This window comes from Labilibaculum sp. DW002, assembly GCF_029029525.1.
Taxonomy (GTDB): Bacteria; Bacteroidota; Bacteroidia; order Bacteroidales; family Marinifilaceae; genus Paralabilibaculum; species Paralabilibaculum antarcticum.
Window position 1 is genome coordinate 202,952 of the sequence record NZ_JAKJSC010000005.1, and the last position, 17,479, is coordinate 220,430.

Consider the following 17,479-nt stretch of genomic DNA (forward strand, 5'->3'; position numbering starts at 1 on the left):
TTGAAACTTGGATCTTTTCCTTTACTTATCGAACTGTTTGGCTTCTTCCCAAATCACATCCATCTCTTCTAAGCTCATTTCTTTTAAATTGCGTCCCAATCCCATGGTTTGGCTTTCCAAATAGTTGAAACGCTTGGTAAATTTCTGATTCGTTCTTTCAAGTGCGTTCTCTGGATTTACACCATACAAACGTGCTGTATTAATTAACGAAAAAAACAAATCACCAAATTCTTGTTCAATTTTATCTTGATTTCCTGCTTTAATTTCATTTTCAAGTTCCGAAATTTCCTCCTTCACCTTATCCCAAACCTGCTCTTTTTCTTCCCAATCAAAACCAACACCTCTTACCTTATCCTGAATACGGTTCGCTTTCACCATAGCTGGCAAAGACTGTGGAACACCTTCCAGAACAGTACCCTTCCCTCCTTTTTCTTTCAATTTTAACTGCTCCCAGTTTTCCTCTACTTCACGTGCATTAGTAACCTGAACATCAGAAAAAATATGTGGGTGACGGTAGATTAGTTTTTCACTAATCCCTTTACAAACATCGGCAATATTGAAATCCTTGGTTTCGGAACCTATTTTCGCATAAAATACGATATGCAAAAGCAAATCGCCCAACTCTTTCTTTATCTCTTCTTTATCATCCTTCAAGATGGCATCAGCCAACTCATAGGTTTCCTCAATTGTAAGTGTCCGTAAACTTTCAAGCGTTTGTTTCTTATCCCAGGGGCATTTCAAACGCAATTCATCCATTATATGTAGCAGCTCTTCAAAAGCTTTTAGTTTTCTATCCATTTGTTTTGTGTTTTATCTAAACGAAGATCAAATTTACAAAAGAAATTGGGAGTTTCGAGCTTTATTTCGAGGCTAAATAAATTGCTAAGCTCAGAATTTTACACAAGGCTTCATGTGGTTCACTTTTGCGCTACGAAATTCCCATTTAATTTATTCTATACACTTTTCAATACATTTTCTGATTTTTAATGTGCTATGAAACTTGCTTTTACATCCAAAAGCTTTTAACATTTCCTGATTAAATCTGGCTTTTTAATTTAAATTTGCAACTTGTTTTGTGCAAAGACTTGTTCCACTTGGAACCGATCGGTTTGATTTGAGGTTTTGTACTCGTTTAGAATTCTTTTTGAAGATCTTATGAATATCAATAAAATTAAAAAAGCCCTTTTTTCTATTGAACAGATTCCATCTTTACTTTACCTCGTAAAATGGGTTTTTATTTGTTTGTTATTAGGAGCTATAGTAGGCAGTGTTTCTGCTTTTTTTCTTTCGAGTTTAGAGTGGGTAACCAATTGGAGAGAGTCAAATTTATGGATCATTGCTTTACTTCCTATTGGTGGATTTGTAATTGGCTTATCTTATCATTTGTATGGCAATAGCGTAGTAAAAGGGAATAATTTATTGCTGGAAGAGTTTCATTCTCCTAAAAAGATTATTCCTTTTCGAATGGCTCCTTTGGTGTTGTTTGGAACTATTCTTACACATTTCTTTGGCGGTTCTGCAGGGCGAGAGGGTACTGCTGTTCAAATAGGTGGTGCAATTGCAGATCGTTTTACAAAAATATTTAATCTCTCAAAAAGTGACAGGAAGATAGTATTGATTGCGGGTGTTAGCGCTGGATTTGCTTCTGTTTTTGGAACGCCACTAGCGGGAGGTATTTTTGCACTAGAGGTAATGGTTTTAGGACGAATTCGCTTGGAAGCCATAATTCCAAGTTTTTTAGCAGCAGTATTCTCAAACTATTTTTGTGAAATTTGGAATATTTCCCATACCCATTACCATATTACATCTGTTGCCGAAATGAATCCCGTAAATCTATTATGGGCATTGTTGGCAGGTATTATTTTTGGACTGGTTGCCATGTTGTTTTCTAAGTCGACTCATTTTTGGAGTAATTTGTTTAGCAAATTGATTAAATATCCACCACTTCGTCCAGTAATTGGTGGTACTATATTAGCTGTTGCAATCTATTTTATGGGCACTACCAAATACATTGGCTTGGGTATTCCAACAATTGTAGATGCTTTTAATGTTGATCTGAACTCCTACGATTTTATTTTAAAGCTGTTGTTTACCTCTTTTACTTTAGGAGCAGGTTTTAAAGGTGGGGAAGTAACACCTCTATTTTACATTGGAGCTACCTTAGGAAATGTGCTGGTTTGGTTTATTCCATTACCCATGAGTATGCTCGCAGGAATGGGATTTGTAGCCGTTTTTGCGGGAGCAACAAATACACCTATTGCTTGTACAATAATGGGAATTGAATTGTTTGGTATCGAAGCAGGGGTTTTTATTGCACTGGCTTGTAGTACAGCCTATTTATTTTCTGGTCATTCGGGTGTTTACGCTTCTCAAATTATTGGGAGTCCTAAAAATAGTAAATACAGCCGTGAAAAGGGATTACAGCTTTCTGATGTTAAAAATAAAAGGAGTAAAGGATGAAAGAATTTGTAACGTTAAGAATTTATTTTGAGTACGGTCAGAAAACAAAAGAGCATTCTTTCTGGAAGAAGCTACATTCTGGAGGTTTTGATCGGGAATTACTCAAAAGAGCAAAGGCTTTCGACTTGCATCAGGTTTTGAATTTTACGGTAAGTAAAGGCTATTTTAATCATGCTGAAATTCAGTGGGGACGAAGTGAAAGTATGCATTTTAGACATCCGCAGGTGATTGAAATAATCGATACCGAAAATAGGATTATGGATTTTGTGAAGAAAGAAGAAATTTTGCTTCAGGAAACCAAACTAGTGATGGTGAAAAACGAAATTGTGCTGCTCTGATTGAGGGCTTGTATAAATAACACAATGCTGTTATTTAATTCGGAGCAAATAAACGAGAAAAATGGAAAGTAGATTTCCGATTCCTGTCATTAAAATATCAAAATAGTCTATTGGGAAGCCCATAAAATATTGAATAAGTTCCCAAAGTGTCAAGCCAAAAAACGAAAATGCAAAAGCAAATGAAATTCTTTTCATTATTGAATTTTCATTGTTGTATAAAGCTCTGAAATAAACAAATGCGATTACAAATAAGCCAGATCCAGCAAAAAGATTAGGCAATGTGCCTTGCAGAAAATCGAAAGTATCAGACAGGTGAAGGTGTTTTGGTCTTATAATGGTTTTTATAATTATTACGCCAAAAAATGATAAAATCGCCCAATAGGATAAGACTCTCATTTTAGGTTTTTCTTTCCTTTCTTTATCAATCTCGTATTTTATATTTTTAAAATTCATCGATACTTAATTATTCTTTTCGCAAACCCATATTTTTCTAGCAAAATTTACTTTCCCTCTTTTACTAACGCTGCAATAATCTGATATTTTGAATCCTGTCTTGTGGATTAAACCTTTGATATCGGAGGTAGACACAATAATGAGTCGATCTGTGATTTCTGCAGCCGACTCAATAATGTGTGAGATATCAGAATCAGTTGCACTGGTGAACAAATTATAGGGCAGGTCGATAATGGCAGCCTCATACCTTCTGCTAATGTCTTTTATATCGGAATGATAGACATTTGCCGTATAGTTGAAATGAGAAAGATTTTCTCGTGCATGATTACATATCTTCTCGTTAATGTCGCAGCCCTCAATATTATTTCCTGCAAAACAGGCTTCTAACATTATTGTACCAACACCACAACATGCATCTAGTAGTTTTGTCTCTTTGTTTGCCTTTGCTGCAATATTGACAAGAGCTTTGGCAATATGCATACTTATTGAGTTACTGTATGAGCAGGGTTTTTGCTTGTGTTTATGCCAGGCAATATCGTTTTTAATCAACATGCCAAAATACCAAATACCTTCGTAATAGCATAAAGCATAAGTTATTGTTGGGTTATAATATTCAGGATCTCCATCAATACTGTAACCTATTTCTCTCAACTTTTCAAGTCGCTCAGCATATTTAGTTGTATCACCATCCAAAATCAAATATTCAACTTTGAAACCATCAATGCGTATATTTTTGTTCTTAATTTCTTTTATTAGCGAAGAATAATCTTCAGAGAATAAACTAATTTCAAGTCTTTTTCTTATAAAAGCACTACTTGAAGGTTCTACTTTTTTATCAGAGAAAAGCAATTTATTCTTTTCTTCTTTATCAAAAATACATCTCGATTCAAGCTTGCATAACTCGCGTTGAGTATTGTCATAAATAAAAGTATATATATATTTGTTCTGATGCATATTTTTTGATTTTAAATGCAAAGGTAATTTTATTAAAAGCAGATTGCTTTTTTTCTAACAAAAGTTTAGCCACTTCTATTAGTTTTCTCTATAGTCTGCTTACATTTTTGCGAGTAGTTATTCCATATCCAATACGAGAATATTCTACTCATTTAATTAATGACTTATTGTATCATTTTCTTGCAAATAAAATTTCGATATCTGAACTGAAATAGACAACTTATTGACAAACAAATATCTGTTTTTCGGAATTATCATTAAATGCTTTTTCTTCAAAATCTCCAAACTTATGGATAATATTAAAACCATTCCATTCCAGGTATGAATCTAATTCTTGAGGGAAAAACAGTCTCATATCCAAATTTTGAATAGAATTAAACTCACCATTTATAAAATAATGCCATTCTATGAGGTTAATTTGAGTTTTATTTTCATATCGCATTATCTGCTTTATCAATATTTCTCTTCCATCCTTGCTTGTATATTCAGCTATTTCTTTTTGTTCTTTTTCACCTTCAACGATAAATTGAATATTTGGGTTAAAGCAATCTAAAAGAAATAAGCCTCCTTCTTTGAGATGATTTTTCACAACATTAAATGCCTTAAATAAATCTTCATTTTTGTATAAATGATGGATTGAATTAAATGGAATAAAAATAAGGTCGTATTTTTCCGGCAAATCTAAAGTTCTAATATCTGCTTCAATAAATTCTATCTTTACTCCTTCTTCGGAAGCTTTTACTTTTGCCTGTTCAAGCATTGAAGAAGTGTAATCTACACCACAGATATCATATCCAGCCTTTGCAATTGGAATAGTAAGCCTACCTGTGCCACAGCAAAGTTCAAGTATACGGGCATCCTTATTTTTTGGCAGCCACCGCTTGTAAAATTCCAAATCAGCTAGGTTGGTATTCATTCCATCATAAATATTCGCATCATAAATTAAATCACCAACTTTATAATTACTTTCCATATTTTTCTCCAAAATCTATTGATTATTTTACCAGAACTTCACTAAAGAACAATGTGCAATCCTATAAAAAAGGGAAGTGTCTACAATGATCTTGCTTGTGTTTTCAATTTTATGAAATCCACATGCTAATGTAATCATCAATTATCCATGCACCGTTATTTTTTTTAATCCTGATCAAGGCTCCGTGACCGCAATCTTCTCCACAATAAACGTCGTAATAAAAATATCCTGTTGTTAGTGATTTATTAAAGCTAGTTCTGGAAAAACTTATAGTGCCAATAACTCTTTTAGAATTGTATTTTTCTTTAGGATACATGTTTTTACGACCAAATATAATATCGACGTTTTTTAACTTTTCAATTTTGGTAGAATCAATAAACCTTCTTCCTAGGTTGCTGTTATCTAATTGTTTCAGAAGTATATTCCGTTTGTATTCTTTTTTATGTGATTTATTGAGGTCGCAATCTAAACCAGTATGAAAGTAAAGCGTAAGAGGTTTGTCTGTCTCGTTATACTTGCTCAATCTTTCTGCATCAATTAATTTATAAAGAAATTGATTAATCACTTTTATCTCCTCGTTTTCATACTTATTATTTCCTTGGCCATATAAAAGGATAGGAGCTAATGAAAGAATTGCTATAATTGATATTCGATACAGTTGTTTCATCCTTACAATTATTGGTAACAGTAGTTTTAAGTTTCGTCGGCGATTAAAACAGTTGTCTTATCTACCGACCAACGTGAAATCACGAAACGAATTGAGTCATGCGCAAGTAAGCAAGCCGAATAAATTTACTTATTCATATTTTGAGCAAGACTAATTGAATTGGCTTGCTGGTGTTTATTAATTGAACTAAGCTTTCAAGTTGAGCATCACCGCCTATGAAATTTAACTTTTGTTACAAGCTGGCGATTATTCATTGTACTGTATCTAATGAGTTCGATGTTATAAAGAGAAATCTATTTTTAAATCTTCCTTTATATTCACGTTCTTCTTAAATGTTTTATTGAATTAGAATAATGATATTAATGTCAATAGTATAAAAAATGGATATCCAATAATAGAGATATAATATTGATAGTTTTTCTCTTCTTTTTTTGCAATGCTTAATATAGAAAGAATAGTACCTATTAGTAAAAATAAATTTCCTAAGATTGAGATTATTTTTAAGTTTTGAGTGAGCTTCTCCGCATTATCAAATCCATCGGCATAATTAGCAATCATATAAAATGACGTCATATTTATGATTATCAGATATAATAGTAACCTAAAGGACCATTTTTTATAGACTATTTTATTCATGTCAAATATATTAATTTGCTTCATTTTTATACTTCTTTTGTAAGCTGCATGTACAGGGAGATAGTTTACAGTTGTACAAGTCACAGAGTTGACACTATGTTGTCTGTTTACCGAATACTTTTTTCTCTATATTTTAACAGTTTATTGTTTATGTAGCCTAAAAATACATTACGATAAAAGACTTTCCAAACTCCATTGCCTAATTCTTCTATCCCGGCATATTTACAAGGCTTGCTGGTGTTTATTAATTGCACTAAACTATCAAACTGCTCATCAACGCCCATGATAATTTAGCTTTTGTTAGCGGTTTTTATTCTTCACTATTGAAAAGTTTGTCACCGATTAGAAATAGATATTCAGTATTATTTCTAGAAACTATTATAGTGTCAGAATTTGAGTTTTTTAGAATTGTGTCTCCTTTCTTTATAAATGCCCCAAGAAAGGAAGGAGCATAAGCATGATTACGGCTATGATCAATACTCCAATATTTATCTTTGCCGGAAAGTAGGATGAAAATTTGTCCTTTGTATTCTGATTTTTTTTCTACTAGTCCATTTAATTCAGTATCAAGATTTACGAGTTCGGAGTTATTGTAGACGGTTATGGTCTTAAACACTAAAATACTCATCAGGATAATCACAAAGAAAAGACCTAGATAAATCATTATTGATTCGTCCAATTTTCTTTTTTGCCCTTTGTCACATTCTTTCTGTGTCATAGAATAATTACCGCTAACAAGTGGATAAGACGCATAGCGTCTTATATCACTTATGTATTGTTTTGTGTAAGTTGTTGTTGTTGTTGTTGTGTTTCTTACCCATCAAAACTAGCTCTAATAAGCTTTTTGTTTTTGCAAGAGATCTTTTGCTTAATACCAATTGTTTCAATCTAAAAAGCTTTTAAAAGAGTTGAATAAGACAGAAGAATTCTCTCGTTTCAAATTATGATTTTTAAAGATAAACTTAATAATAGTTTTTTGATAGTTCTATTATGAAAAAATGGAGAAGGAGAGTAGTATTTTTTTAGGATGGATTGTAAATTAGGCTATGAAAAAAATCACCTTAAGTGCGTGGTTAACAATTAAACGATACTTACTATATATTTATTCCTAAACGGGAGGTTCAAGTTATTATTCGTTTAATACGATATTCCATTCACATTTATCGGCTCCATTATAAATTGTTTTAATCAGGCTGATTTTTTTAACAGAGAAAACAGAATTGAAGAATTTAGACATATGACCGGTGCTACAATTGCAATAGCTATTATTGTCTACAAAATGCTCTCCTTTATTTATGAGACCGCAGATACACTTCGTTCTATTTACTTTTATTGAATGTTTCAAATGGTCATAGGAAATAGAGGTATTGTATTTTTCTTCCTCTTCATTTAAGTTTTCAAAGAAGTTTTCAAGTGATTCGGAATTGGTCCAAATTTTCTTCACAAAAGTAGACCACGATTTTCCACAACACTGTTCTCCACAAGCAAACAAAACATTATTGGTTTTGCTTTGTCCAATTGCATCTACCATTCTGTCCATTACTGTTTCAATGTATTTTGTTTGCTGCTTTTTGTTCAGCTTTTGAAAATCTTTTGAGTCGTGCAGTATTTTTTCCATTTCTGCTTCAAAACCTTGCTTTCGAAGATTTTTGGTAAGCCGTCCAAATCTTCCTGTCTCTTGATATTTCATAAACTTATCGGCTATTTGTTTTTATTTTTTTCAATTTGCCTATTTTCTGTTGGTATTGAGTTTTTGACTTCTATTTGTAATTGTTTAGAAATTTGATTGGCTACTTCGCCAATAAATACACCTTCTCCTGAAATCAATTCGATGCTTTCATTGGGCATAACAGCTCGTATTTTATACACTACATTGTTCTCGTTGCGCGCAATGGAAAGAACAGCCATTCCTGTAGTTTGCTGCACGCGAATAACCTGCAAATGTTGAACATTTGCAATACTTTTCCAATTACCTAATTTTAGAGCAAAGAGACCCGTGTATTTTTTGATTTGTTTTTCATCGCAATTAATAAGAATTCCTGTTCTAATAAATAGAAAAGGGACTGCAATAGGAAGGGTGATTAAGCTAAGAAGTTCACCATTGTATAGGCCAATAGCACCAAGTAATACTAGAATGATACCAAGCATAAAGAAGTTTGGCGGTAGTTTTCCTGTGGTATATTTTAGAATCATCTTAACTTGTGTTTTGTTAAGTTGAAAAGGTAAGCATTCTGCCTTAATTTCACATCCGTTAAGTTAATTTTTTCTCTATGTTACTCGCTGCTCTCTGTGGTGATTATTTTTAATGGATTGTGCAATTATTCACTTTGTGTTACTTCGTGCTATCCTTTGTTTGCATTCGTAGTTAAACTATTATTTCTCTTATGGCGGTAAAGTACAAATAGAAGTCGGTTTAAACAGAAAACACAATTAACCGATCGTTAATAACGATTTCAGAAAAGCCAAATTCTTTTTTAATCCACGCAAATGTATTCTTGTGATAGATAAATACGTGTGTGGGATCGTTTTTGTAATACCAATTTGTAAAAGGAATACTCTCGTCGTAAATGTGTGTCATGCAATAAAGTTTCCCACTGGGTTTGAGTAAACTCTTTAGTAGGTTAAATTCTTTGTGCGGATAATAAAAATGTTCAATTACTTCGCATGAGGCAATGTAGTCGTACTGATCTTTTAATAATTCAGGATAAATGTGAAAGTAAGGATCGTACTGTTTGATGCAAAAATCATGATCATTTAGAACCTTTGATATTACAGGACCTGTACCTGCGCCAAAATCCAATCCTACGTTCTCCTTTGTGTAATCCTGAAGAATAGACTTTGTAATTGGAGAAACGAAATTTTGATATCCTTTGTCTTCAACGTCGTTGTTGTGCTTTTCGTAATGAGATTGCTCAACTTCTATTGTAGGTAAAGATTTGGTATTTACAAATATCCCGAAACATGTGCCGCATTGATAATAAATACGGTTTTTTTCTTCATGAAAGATGCTTGATTTATTATTACAAAGCGGACAATCTTGCGACATATATTCGGGGAATTGGTTTGTAAATGGCTTTAATGTTTTTTAACGCATTTTAGGTATAGGTTTTCTACTTTATCTCGCGCCCATGGTGTTCTTCGTAAAAACTTAAGGCTCGACTTAATGGAAGGATCGCTCGTGAAACAGTTGATATTGATCATGTTTCCCAATTCTTCCCATCCGTAATAACCCACTAAAAATTCCAATATATCTACCAACTTAACGCCATGTAGTGGATTGTTGTTTTGTTCTCTGTTTTCCATTCTGCCTATCCTTTGATATCAATATTTTTTGTGTCTACAAGATTAACTCTTTTGCCCATTTTTTTCTGAATTACTCTAAAATGATGCTCATCATTAGCAGTAATAAAGGAAATGGCTTCTCCTGGCGATTCGGCACGACCAGTTCTACCAATTCTGTGAATGTAATCTTTTGGTGAACGCGGCAAATCGTAGTTCACAACGTAAGGCAAAAATTCAATGTCGATTCCTCTTGTTAATAAATCAGTGGCAACTAAAACACGAAGTTTACCTGTTTTAAACTTTCGTAGATTTTCTGTTCGGGCTCCCTGACTTTTCTTGCTATGGGTACTGGTTGCCTGAATTCCATTCTTGCTTAATTTATAGGCAACGGCATCGGCTCTGTGCGCCGTAGAAGTAAAAACAAGTACTTGTTGCAAGTCATTTTTCTTAATAATATGACGTAGAAGAGGACCTTTCTTTTCTTCAGCAATAGAATAGGCTATCTGATCTATCAAATCAAATGTATCTATTTCAGCTTCTATTTTAATTACCAAAGGATCTTTTAGCAGAACCTGATTTACATCTTCTACATTTTTACTTAGCGTTGCCGAGAACAATAAATTTTGACGTTTCTTTGGTAAAAGTGAAAAAATACGATTCATTTCATCTGCAAAACCCAAGTTAAGCATCTTGTCAGCTTCATCTAGTACTAAAGTTTCAATTTCTGATAGATGAACGGCATTCGAGTCTTCCAATTCTAATAATCGCCCTGGAGTTGCAACCAAAACATCAACCTTATTCATGGCTTTCATTTGTGGATTGATTGACACACCACCATGAACGGCTAAACATTTAATAGGATCGGCAAGTGCAGTTGAAAATTGTTCAAATACTTCCAAAACCTGTGCCGCTAATTCTCGTGTAGGTACCAATACCAATGTTTTGATATGGCGATTTTTCGAAATGCTAGCACCCTGTAAATTTGATAGAATTGGCAGAACGTAACTAGCCGTTTTTCCTGATCCTGTTTGGGCAATCCCTAATACATCTTTCTTCTTAAGAATAGCTGGTATAGCTTCTTTTTGAATCGGATATGCTTCAGTATATTTTTGATCTTCTAATGCTTTTTGTAATGATTGAGGTAAACCCAAAGAGGTAAAGGACATGATATTATTGTTCTGATGATGGTTTTAAACTAATTTTCCGCTGTAAAGATAGGGGAAATAAAGATCAACTACCTACTTCGCGATATCCTTTTGTTTTCCCTTTGCGCTTAGGTTTTTTACACAGTATCTCTGTGGTGATTATTTTTAATGGATTGTGTAATTATTCCCTTTGTGTTCTTTGTGGTTTACTTCGTTAGCCTTTGTGTTTACACTTTTTGGCTTAAGAAATAACAGTTTCTGTAAGGTATTTATTCACGACAGCTAATAGCTTCTTTGATTTAACAGGTTTGCTAAGGTATTCATTACAGCCAGAATCGTAAGCTTGCTGGCGATCATTGCCTGATGCATAGGCCGTTTGAGCAATAATGCTAACTTCTTTGTTTTCTTTTCTTATTTGTTGAGTCACTTCATAGCCACTAAGGTCAGGAAGTCGGATATCCATTAGTATAATATCGAGATTGGTTTGTTTTGCAATTTCGATTGCATCAGAACCATTATGTGCTACAAGAATATTGGCGCTTGTGTTGTTAAAAACTTCCTGTAAGTATTTAGCATTTGGCATGTCATCTTCAACAATAAGGATGTTTTTATTCGTAAAATCGAAATTTACTTTGGACTTCGTATTATTCTGTGATGGGCTTTTAGTGCTTGCAGAAAGTTGTGGCAAACAAACCGTAAATGTACTCCCTTTATTTGGCTCCGATTTTAGGTGTATGCTTCCAGATAGCGAATCTGTAAGTCCTGTGACAATTGATAAGCCAAGTCCAGTTCCTCCATATATTCGATTTGCCCCTTGCTCTACCTGCGCAAATCTTTCAAAAATAAGTTCTTGGTCTTTTTTATGAATTCCAATACCTGTATCGGAAACGTAAAATTCTAAATGTTCTTTTTCATTTATTTTAAATCCAATAGTAATGAAACCTTCATCAGTAAATTTAATAGCATTGCTAATTAAATTATTTAGTATTTGGTTTAATTTACCATAGTCAGCATGAAAGGTGAAATTATCACTGTCTTGATTTGTAATGTTTAAGCTAATGTTATCCTTTTCTTGTCGGTTTTTTTCTTCGGTAAAGAAATAAGTAATGGAGTTAATTACATCTTCTAACTTGCATTCTTCAATGTGCTTAGTTACTTGTTCCGACTCAATTTTAGAAATGTCTAGAATGTCATTGATGATACAAAGCAGATCATCACAACGTTGCATGATAATGTTAGAATATTCTTTAAGGCATTTTTTATCGTCAAAATATGCAGGTAATAGGGATGAAAAACCCATAATTGCATTCATTGGAGTACGAATTTCGTGACTCATGTTTTGAAGAAAAACAGTTTTTAATCGGTCACTCTCAATTGCTTTTTCTTTTGCTATCCTTAAATCGTTATTTTGTTTTAAAAGAATGGTTTCGTTGTGTAAAATAATTTTTTGTGCTTTATTTCTTTTTTTCATTTCGATTATTATTCTTCTATAGCCTAATGTGCTAAAGAATATAATCACAAGATAGGATAGTAAATGAGTATGAGTCAAACTCTTAATTTTGGCTTGTACAATATTTTCATAATTACTGACAGGTATTGAAACACTAATACCTCCTCGAATATCGCCTAGTTTGTACCCTTGATCAGAATGACATTTTAAGCAACTTTGTTCTACAAACATTGGTTGCATTAATCTCATATAATCTTTGTCATCTATTTTTTCGATACTGCTATATTCTGTTTCTCCTTTTTCAAATCGTTTAAGTGCTTTTGTTTCCCACTCATCCGCTTTGTTTTCTGGTCGAATAGGGTTTAGACTGGTTATGTGGCCTTTTTGACCATATTGTTCTGCACCTAACTGAAAAACCAATCTTGTCATGTAAGCAGGATTTATCAGAGTTAATTTTTTGCCATCAGTTGTTGTTACATTTTGTTCTCCTAAGAAATTTAAATGAGGATTTGGTTTTATTGAATCAGTAATAGGTACATAAACACCACCATGTTTAGAAGCCCACCTACGAAATACTAAATCTTTATTGTAGCTTCCAAGTGCTTCAACTTTAGCTAATTCGCGAGCGGTTTCATGCTCTTGATTTATGTTCAGAGCTAACGAACTGCCTATTAGAATGGTTATGCTAATGACAATTAAAATGAAAAAATTGGTGATGTATCTTATTTCTTTTCCCATATATTACACTGCTACTAGGTTGAATTTTATTAATCTAAACAAGAAAGAAGTTCAGAAATAAAAATCCGATATGTTGATTGAGTAATGTTAAGTTACCAATATTTTCTATACGTGACAATTAAATATAAGTTCTTATGAAAGAGCAAATAACTTTGTAGATTACCGATGAATATTTAAAGAAATAGAAGGGAGAAGAATTTTGTTGTTTTTTACTGTCTGTAATACAGAGTATTAGTGTTGTGTTAGGTTTGAGCGCTTTTATTTGAGAAAAAATCTGAAAATCAAATTTTGTATCATTGTTGTCCATAAAAAAAATGATTATGGTTTGGAGGAAGGAAAAGGTTTTTCTGTGATCTTATTTCGTTAAGCTCCATGCTTGGGGCTTCTCAGAAAACCATAGCTTTACTCTTTGCCAGTTTCCTTGAAAAAAATCAGATTCTCGGTACTTGTTTAATGCATTTTCCGATGTCCAATGACTAACAGTAAAGAATACAGTAGGATTGCTAATATCTTGCAGGATCTCTAGATGAGAACAACCATCGAAGGCAAGGATGTCACTTTTTTCTTCTGTAGTTAATTGCTTAAAATCTTTAATGTGATTTGCAGCTATTTCTAGTTTTACGAATCTAACGATCATGGAATTTTATTCTTATGTCGGAGTTAATATCGAGTTGTAATAATTCAGCCAAATGCCCTTTATTGATCGCAATTTCTAACAATCCAGAAGAATTAAAGAGAGCAAGGAAATCACCTTCTGCAGTTTCGTGGTAATTTTTATTAATTGTGCTTATTCGATAATGATTGCTTTGAATTAAAATTTCAAAATCCCTTTTCTGACGTGCAGATTCGAATAATTCTTTGGAAATATTAGTTGTTGCGTTTCCGTAAGAGTCGATATAGATTATTTGCCCTGTAACAGTGCCTTTTTGTATTAAAGCACGTATTGGAATTAAACGATTTAATTCGGCTAAAGAAGGTCCTAAATCGCTTATGGAATTGTGTTTTACAATGTGAGCTGCAGCTTTTGTAAAGATGTTCAGCTCTGGAAAAGTGAGGTATTCTTCTTCACTTTTGATATTTTCAATCATTACAATTTCATCTGGCTTCCCTTTTAGTGCTAAACAGAACAAACCGTTATCTGCACCAATAAAATAGTGTTCCTTATATTTTATGGCAATGTGCTGATGTTCATCTGTTTTCTCAGAATTTAAACCAATAATATGAATTGTTCCTTTTGGAAAATGATGAAAGGAATTTTTTAATATAAAGGCGGTTTGGGAAATGTTATAATTATCAACATTATGACTTAAATCAACTAGTTGGACACCTGGGCATAAGCTTAGTAATCGTCCTTTTACAGCACCCAAATAATAGTCGCGATGGTGCCAATCGCTTGTTAAACTTATTGTTGCCATATTAGGATATTCTTAATGAAGAAAGGTGAATCAGTAATAAAAATGATTTTATTCACATTTCTCTTTTATACTGCTTAACAAATCAGAATTAATAATTAATTTGTAGGCTCAAAAGTAATGAATATTGAACGGAATTTATGATTGAAAGAGTAATATCTTTAGGAGTAATTGACCCACTTGAGTTTTATGGAATAAATAATTCGAAATTGAATGTTTTGAAGGAAATGTTTCCAAAATTAAATATTGTTGGTAGAGGAAATGAGATTTTCGCCAATGGGGAAGAAAAAACGCTGGAATTATTTGAGGCGAAAGTAAATCTACTTATTCAACATTACAATCAATACAATGTTTTAACGCTATCCAATATCAAGCGTATTATACTTGAAAATACGCCAGGAATTCAAGATCCTGATGATCCGCAAAGTGTTATCTTATTCGGGAATAATGGTAAAATAATTCGTTCCAGAACTCTTAATCAAAGAAAATTGGTTGAGAAAACGGAAAAGAATGATATGGTATTTGCTGTCGGCCCGGCAGGATCAGGCAAAACCTATACAGCCGTTGCCTTAGCAGTAAAAGCTCTTAGAAACAACGAAGTAAAGAAAATTATCCTTACACGTCCCGCTGTTGAAGCTGGTGAGAATTTGGGTTTCCTTCCCGGCGATCTGAAAGAAAAGATTGATCCCTATCTACAACCTCTTTACGATGCACTTTTAGATATGATACCTCCAAGAAAGTTGGCAGGTTATCTTGAGGCCGAAATCATTCAGATTGCTCCTCTTGCATATATGCGTGGTAGAACACTCAATGATGCCTTTGTCATATTAGATGAAGCTCAAAACACAACCAACAAGCAACTTAAAATGTTTCTAACTCGTATGGGAACAAGTGGAAAGTTTATGATTACAGGTGATATCACACAAATCGATCTACCCCGAAAACAACAATCAGGTTTAGTTCAAGCTTTTCGTATTCTAAAGGATATTAAGGGAATTGCAATGGTAGAATTCGACACTTCTGACATTGTTCGTCACCCACTTGTGAAAAAAATTGTAGGTGCTTACGAAATAGATGAAGAAAACGAGGCAAAAAAGAGAGAAAGTAAGAAAGATCAGTAAAGGGTAAATAGTATTATAAAAAGATACTAAAGCTTGATATAAATACTTCTAAGTGCTTTTCTACTTTTTTACTTTTATATATCTTCGCACTAAATTAAATATCTGATTGTAGTAAATGCTTATTGGAGTAATAAGAAGTATTGAAAATCAGTTATTTGATAAAAGCTTTAAAAGTAAACCATTTTTATAAATTATTTGAATTTTTTCGAACGATGAGTGAAGCTATTGTTAAAACAGATTTTAACTTTCCAAATCAAAAGAATTTATACGTAGGAAAGGTTCGTGACGTATACAATATTAACGATGAATACCTTGCTATGGTCGTATCTGATAGAATTTCAGCATTCGACGTGGTTCTTCCTAAGGGTATTCCCTTCAAAGGGCAAGTTTTGAATCAGATTGCAGCCAAGTTTTTGGATGCTACTGCTGATATCGTACCAAACTGGAAAATATCTACTCCAGATCCAATGGTTACTGTTGGTCACCTTGCTGAACCTTTCATGGTTGAAATGGTGATTCGTGGTTATTTAACCGGACATGCCTGGAGAGAATATAAATCGGGAAAACGTACGCTTTGTGGTATGCCTATGCCTGACGGGATGGTTGAGAATCAAAAATTCGAAAAACCAATCATTACGCCTACTACAAAAGCATTAGAAGGTCATGACGAAGATATTTCAAGAGAAGAGATTCTTGCTCAGGGTATCGTAAGCAAAGAAGATTACGAAAAACTTGAAGCATACACCTTAGCACTTTTTGAAAGAGGAACTGAAATTGCTGCTGAAAAAGGACTAATTTTAGTAGATACAAAATATGAATTCGGTAAAAAAGATGGTCAGATTTATCTAATTGACGAAATTCATACACCTGATTCATCTCGTTATTTCTATTCTGAAGGTTATCAGGAAAGAATTGATAGAAATGAGCAACAAAAACAATTATCTAAGGAATTCGTTCGTGAGTGGTTGATGGAAAATGGTTTCCAGGGAAAAGATGGACAAGCAATTCCTGTGATGGATGAGGCGAGAGTAAATCAAATCTCAGAACGTTACATTGAATTGTACGAACAAATTATTGGCGAAAAATTTGTTAGAGCAGAAGCTACAAGTGTAAATGCAAGAATCGAAAAGAACATTGCATCTTGCTTAGAGACATTATAAGATAAACCTTATTTATAAGGCAAAAGAAAACCGAAATCTTGAATAGATTTCGGTTTTTATTTTGTTCAAATTATATGGATTTAAAATATCATCCACCAACACGTTTAACTTTATAGCCATCCGCTTTTAGTAGATCCATGATTTTATCACGATGATCGCCTTGAATCAGAATCTCTCCATCCTTAGCAGATCCACCGCCTCCACATTTACTCTTTAGGGTTTTGCCAAGTTCTTTTAGGTCATCAGAACTGCCTTTAAATCCTTCAATTAATGTCACAACTTTACCTTTTCGCTGTTTTTTATCTAGCAGAACTCTTAAGGTTTGTTGATTATTAGGTAGTGTATCCTCAACTACATCTTCATCAAATTCGTAATTGTAATCTGGGTTCGTTGAGTAAACGATATTTTTTTTCTTTTTAGCCATTTTATTCTTCTTGTAATTCAACTAAGTATTGCAAAGATACCTATTTTCTGTATTTTATACGATCGTAAAAATAGATAATGGAGCCAATGAAGGGGATAAAGGCTACTAGTAGTATCCAAATTAACTTGTCAAGACCTAAAAGTTTTCGTTTAAGGATATCTATAATCGCAATTGCGGGCAGTATAATGGCTACTATTTTTGTTAGTAGCCAAATATCAAATATTATTGAAAGTATCATAGTTGTTTTTAATTCTAAATTCTTTTGT

21 protein-coding genes are annotated in these 17,479 nt (G+C 33.1%); 4 read left to right on the top strand and 17 right to left on the bottom strand.

What is annotated here, in order from left to right; genetic code table 11:
- Nucleotides 1-21 precede the first annotated feature (21 nt).
- Nucleotides 22-798 (bottom strand): nucleoside triphosphate pyrophosphohydrolase, encoded by a 777-nt coding sequence (gene mazG, locus L3049_RS17245; protein WP_275111068.1) that lies wholly within the window; start codon nt 796-798, stop codon nt 22-24.
- A gap of 357 nt (nt 799-1,155) precedes the next feature.
- Here mazG and L3049_RS17250 point away from each other — a divergent pair, with 357 nt between their 5' ends.
- Together L3049_RS17250 and L3049_RS17255 are read left to right on the top strand one after the other, a co-directional pair.
- Nucleotides 1,156-2,460: a voltage-gated chloride channel family protein gene (locus L3049_RS17250; RefSeq protein WP_275111069.1), complete on the top strand. Its 1,305-nt coding sequence runs from the start codon at nt 1,156-1,158 to the stop codon at nt 2,458-2,460.
- Nucleotides 2,457-2,798, top strand: coding sequence for a DUF190 domain-containing protein (locus L3049_RS17255; protein WP_275111070.1), 342 nt, complete (start codon nt 2,457-2,459; stop codon nt 2,796-2,798). Before L3049_RS17250 ends, L3049_RS17255 begins: the two co-directional genes overlap by 4 nt.
- A gap of 30 nt (nt 2,799-2,828) precedes the next feature.
- On the opposite strand, the gene L3049_RS17260 is transcribed toward L3049_RS17255, so the two are convergent.
- The 14 genes from L3049_RS17260 to L3049_RS17325 all read right to left on the bottom strand — a co-directional run bounded on the left by L3049_RS17260 (nt 2,829) and on the right by L3049_RS17325 (nt 14,511).
- The gene (locus L3049_RS17260) at nt 2,829-3,251 is read right to left on the bottom strand and encodes a hypothetical protein (RefSeq protein ID WP_275111071.1); all 423 of its coding nucleotides are present in this window, start codon (nt 3,249-3,251) and stop codon (nt 2,829-2,831) included.
- Nucleotides 3,252-3,257: 6 nt separating this feature from the next.
- Nucleotides 3,258-4,205 (bottom strand): TRM11 family SAM-dependent methyltransferase, encoded by a 948-nt coding sequence (locus tag L3049_RS17265; protein WP_275111072.1) that lies wholly within the window; start codon nt 4,203-4,205, stop codon nt 3,258-3,260.
- A gap of 220 nt (nt 4,206-4,425) precedes the next feature.
- Entirely contained in the window at nt 4,426-5,178 is a 753-nt protein-coding gene (locus L3049_RS17270) for a class I SAM-dependent methyltransferase (RefSeq protein ID WP_275111073.1), read from the bottom strand.
- A 109-nt stretch (nt 5,179-5,287) separates the two neighbouring features.
- Entirely contained in the window at nt 5,288-5,845 is a 558-nt protein-coding gene (locus L3049_RS17275) for a hypothetical protein (RefSeq protein ID WP_275111074.1), read from the bottom strand.
- A gap of 743 nt (nt 5,846-6,588) precedes the next feature.
- Nucleotides 6,589-6,765, bottom strand: coding sequence for a hypothetical protein (locus L3049_RS17280; RefSeq protein WP_275111075.1), 177 nt, complete (start codon nt 6,763-6,765; stop codon nt 6,589-6,591).
- A 26-nt stretch (nt 6,766-6,791) separates the two neighbouring features.
- A complete protein-coding gene (locus tag L3049_RS17285) occupies nt 6,792-7,199 on the bottom strand; it encodes a hypothetical protein (RefSeq protein ID WP_275111076.1) in 408 nt (135 codons plus the stop codon).
- 411 nt (nt 7,200-7,610) lie between these two features.
- Complete coding sequence (locus L3049_RS17290) at nt 7,611-8,171, bottom strand: DUF6144 family protein (protein ID WP_275111077.1); 561 nt, start codon at nt 8,169-8,171, stop codon at nt 7,611-7,613.
- Between the two features lie 11 nt (nt 8,172-8,182).
- Nucleotides 8,183-8,674 (bottom strand): hypothetical protein, encoded by a 492-nt coding sequence (locus tag L3049_RS17295; RefSeq protein WP_275111078.1) that lies wholly within the window; start codon nt 8,672-8,674, stop codon nt 8,183-8,185.
- A gap of 220 nt (nt 8,675-8,894) precedes the next feature.
- The gene (locus tag L3049_RS17300; protein WP_275111079.1) at nt 8,895-9,527 is read right to left on the bottom strand and encodes a class I SAM-dependent methyltransferase; all 633 of its coding nucleotides are present in this window, start codon (nt 9,525-9,527) and stop codon (nt 8,895-8,897) included.
- Nucleotides 9,528-9,556: 29 nt separating this feature from the next.
- On the bottom strand, nt 9,557-9,784 hold the full coding sequence (locus L3049_RS17305) for a VF530 family protein (protein WP_275111080.1): 228 nt from the start codon (nt 9,782-9,784) through the stop codon (nt 9,557-9,559).
- Between the two features lie 5 nt (nt 9,785-9,789).
- Nucleotides 9,790-10,929 carry a DEAD/DEAH box helicase gene (locus L3049_RS17310; RefSeq protein ID WP_275111081.1) on the bottom strand — a complete coding sequence of 380 codons (1,140 nt, stop codon included), beginning with the start codon at nt 10,927-10,929 and terminating at the stop codon, nt 9,790-9,792.
- Nucleotides 10,930-11,149: 220 nt separating this feature from the next.
- Nucleotides 11,150-13,096 carry a response regulator gene (locus L3049_RS17315; protein WP_275111082.1) on the bottom strand — a complete coding sequence of 649 codons (1,947 nt, stop codon included), beginning with the start codon at nt 13,094-13,096 and terminating at the stop codon, nt 11,150-11,152.
- Nucleotides 13,097-13,451: 355 nt separating this feature from the next.
- Entirely contained in the window at nt 13,452-13,733 is a 282-nt protein-coding gene (locus L3049_RS17320; protein WP_275111083.1) for a putative quinol monooxygenase, read from the bottom strand.
- Nucleotides 13,723-14,511, bottom strand: coding sequence for an SAM hydrolase/SAM-dependent halogenase family protein (locus tag L3049_RS17325; RefSeq protein ID WP_275111084.1), 789 nt, complete (start codon nt 14,509-14,511; stop codon nt 13,723-13,725). The genes L3049_RS17320 and L3049_RS17325 overlap by 11 nt, the downstream gene beginning before the upstream one ends.
- Nucleotides 14,512-14,648: 137 nt before the next feature.
- On the opposite strand from L3049_RS17325, the gene L3049_RS17330 reads away from it, so the two are divergent.
- Complete coding sequence (locus L3049_RS17330; RefSeq protein ID WP_275111085.1) at nt 14,649-15,629, top strand: PhoH family protein; 981 nt, start codon at nt 14,649-14,651, stop codon at nt 15,627-15,629.
- A 212-nt stretch (nt 15,630-15,841) separates the two neighbouring features.
- The gene (locus L3049_RS17335) at nt 15,842-16,789 is read left to right on the top strand and encodes a phosphoribosylaminoimidazolesuccinocarboxamide synthase (protein WP_275111086.1); all 948 of its coding nucleotides are present in this window, start codon (nt 15,842-15,844) and stop codon (nt 16,787-16,789) included.
- 88 nt (nt 16,790-16,877) lie between these two features.
- Here L3049_RS17335 and L3049_RS17340 read toward each other — a convergent pair whose 3' ends face one another.
- Nucleotides 16,878-17,213, bottom strand: coding sequence for a translation initiation factor (locus tag L3049_RS17340; RefSeq protein ID WP_275111087.1), 336 nt, complete (start codon nt 17,211-17,213; stop codon nt 16,878-16,880).
- A gap of 40 nt (nt 17,214-17,253) precedes the next feature.
- Nucleotides 17,254-17,451 (bottom strand): PLDc N-terminal domain-containing protein, encoded by a 198-nt coding sequence (locus L3049_RS21685; protein ID WP_367166316.1) that lies wholly within the window; start codon nt 17,449-17,451, stop codon nt 17,254-17,256.
- Nucleotides 17,452-17,479: the final 28 nt, after the last annotated feature.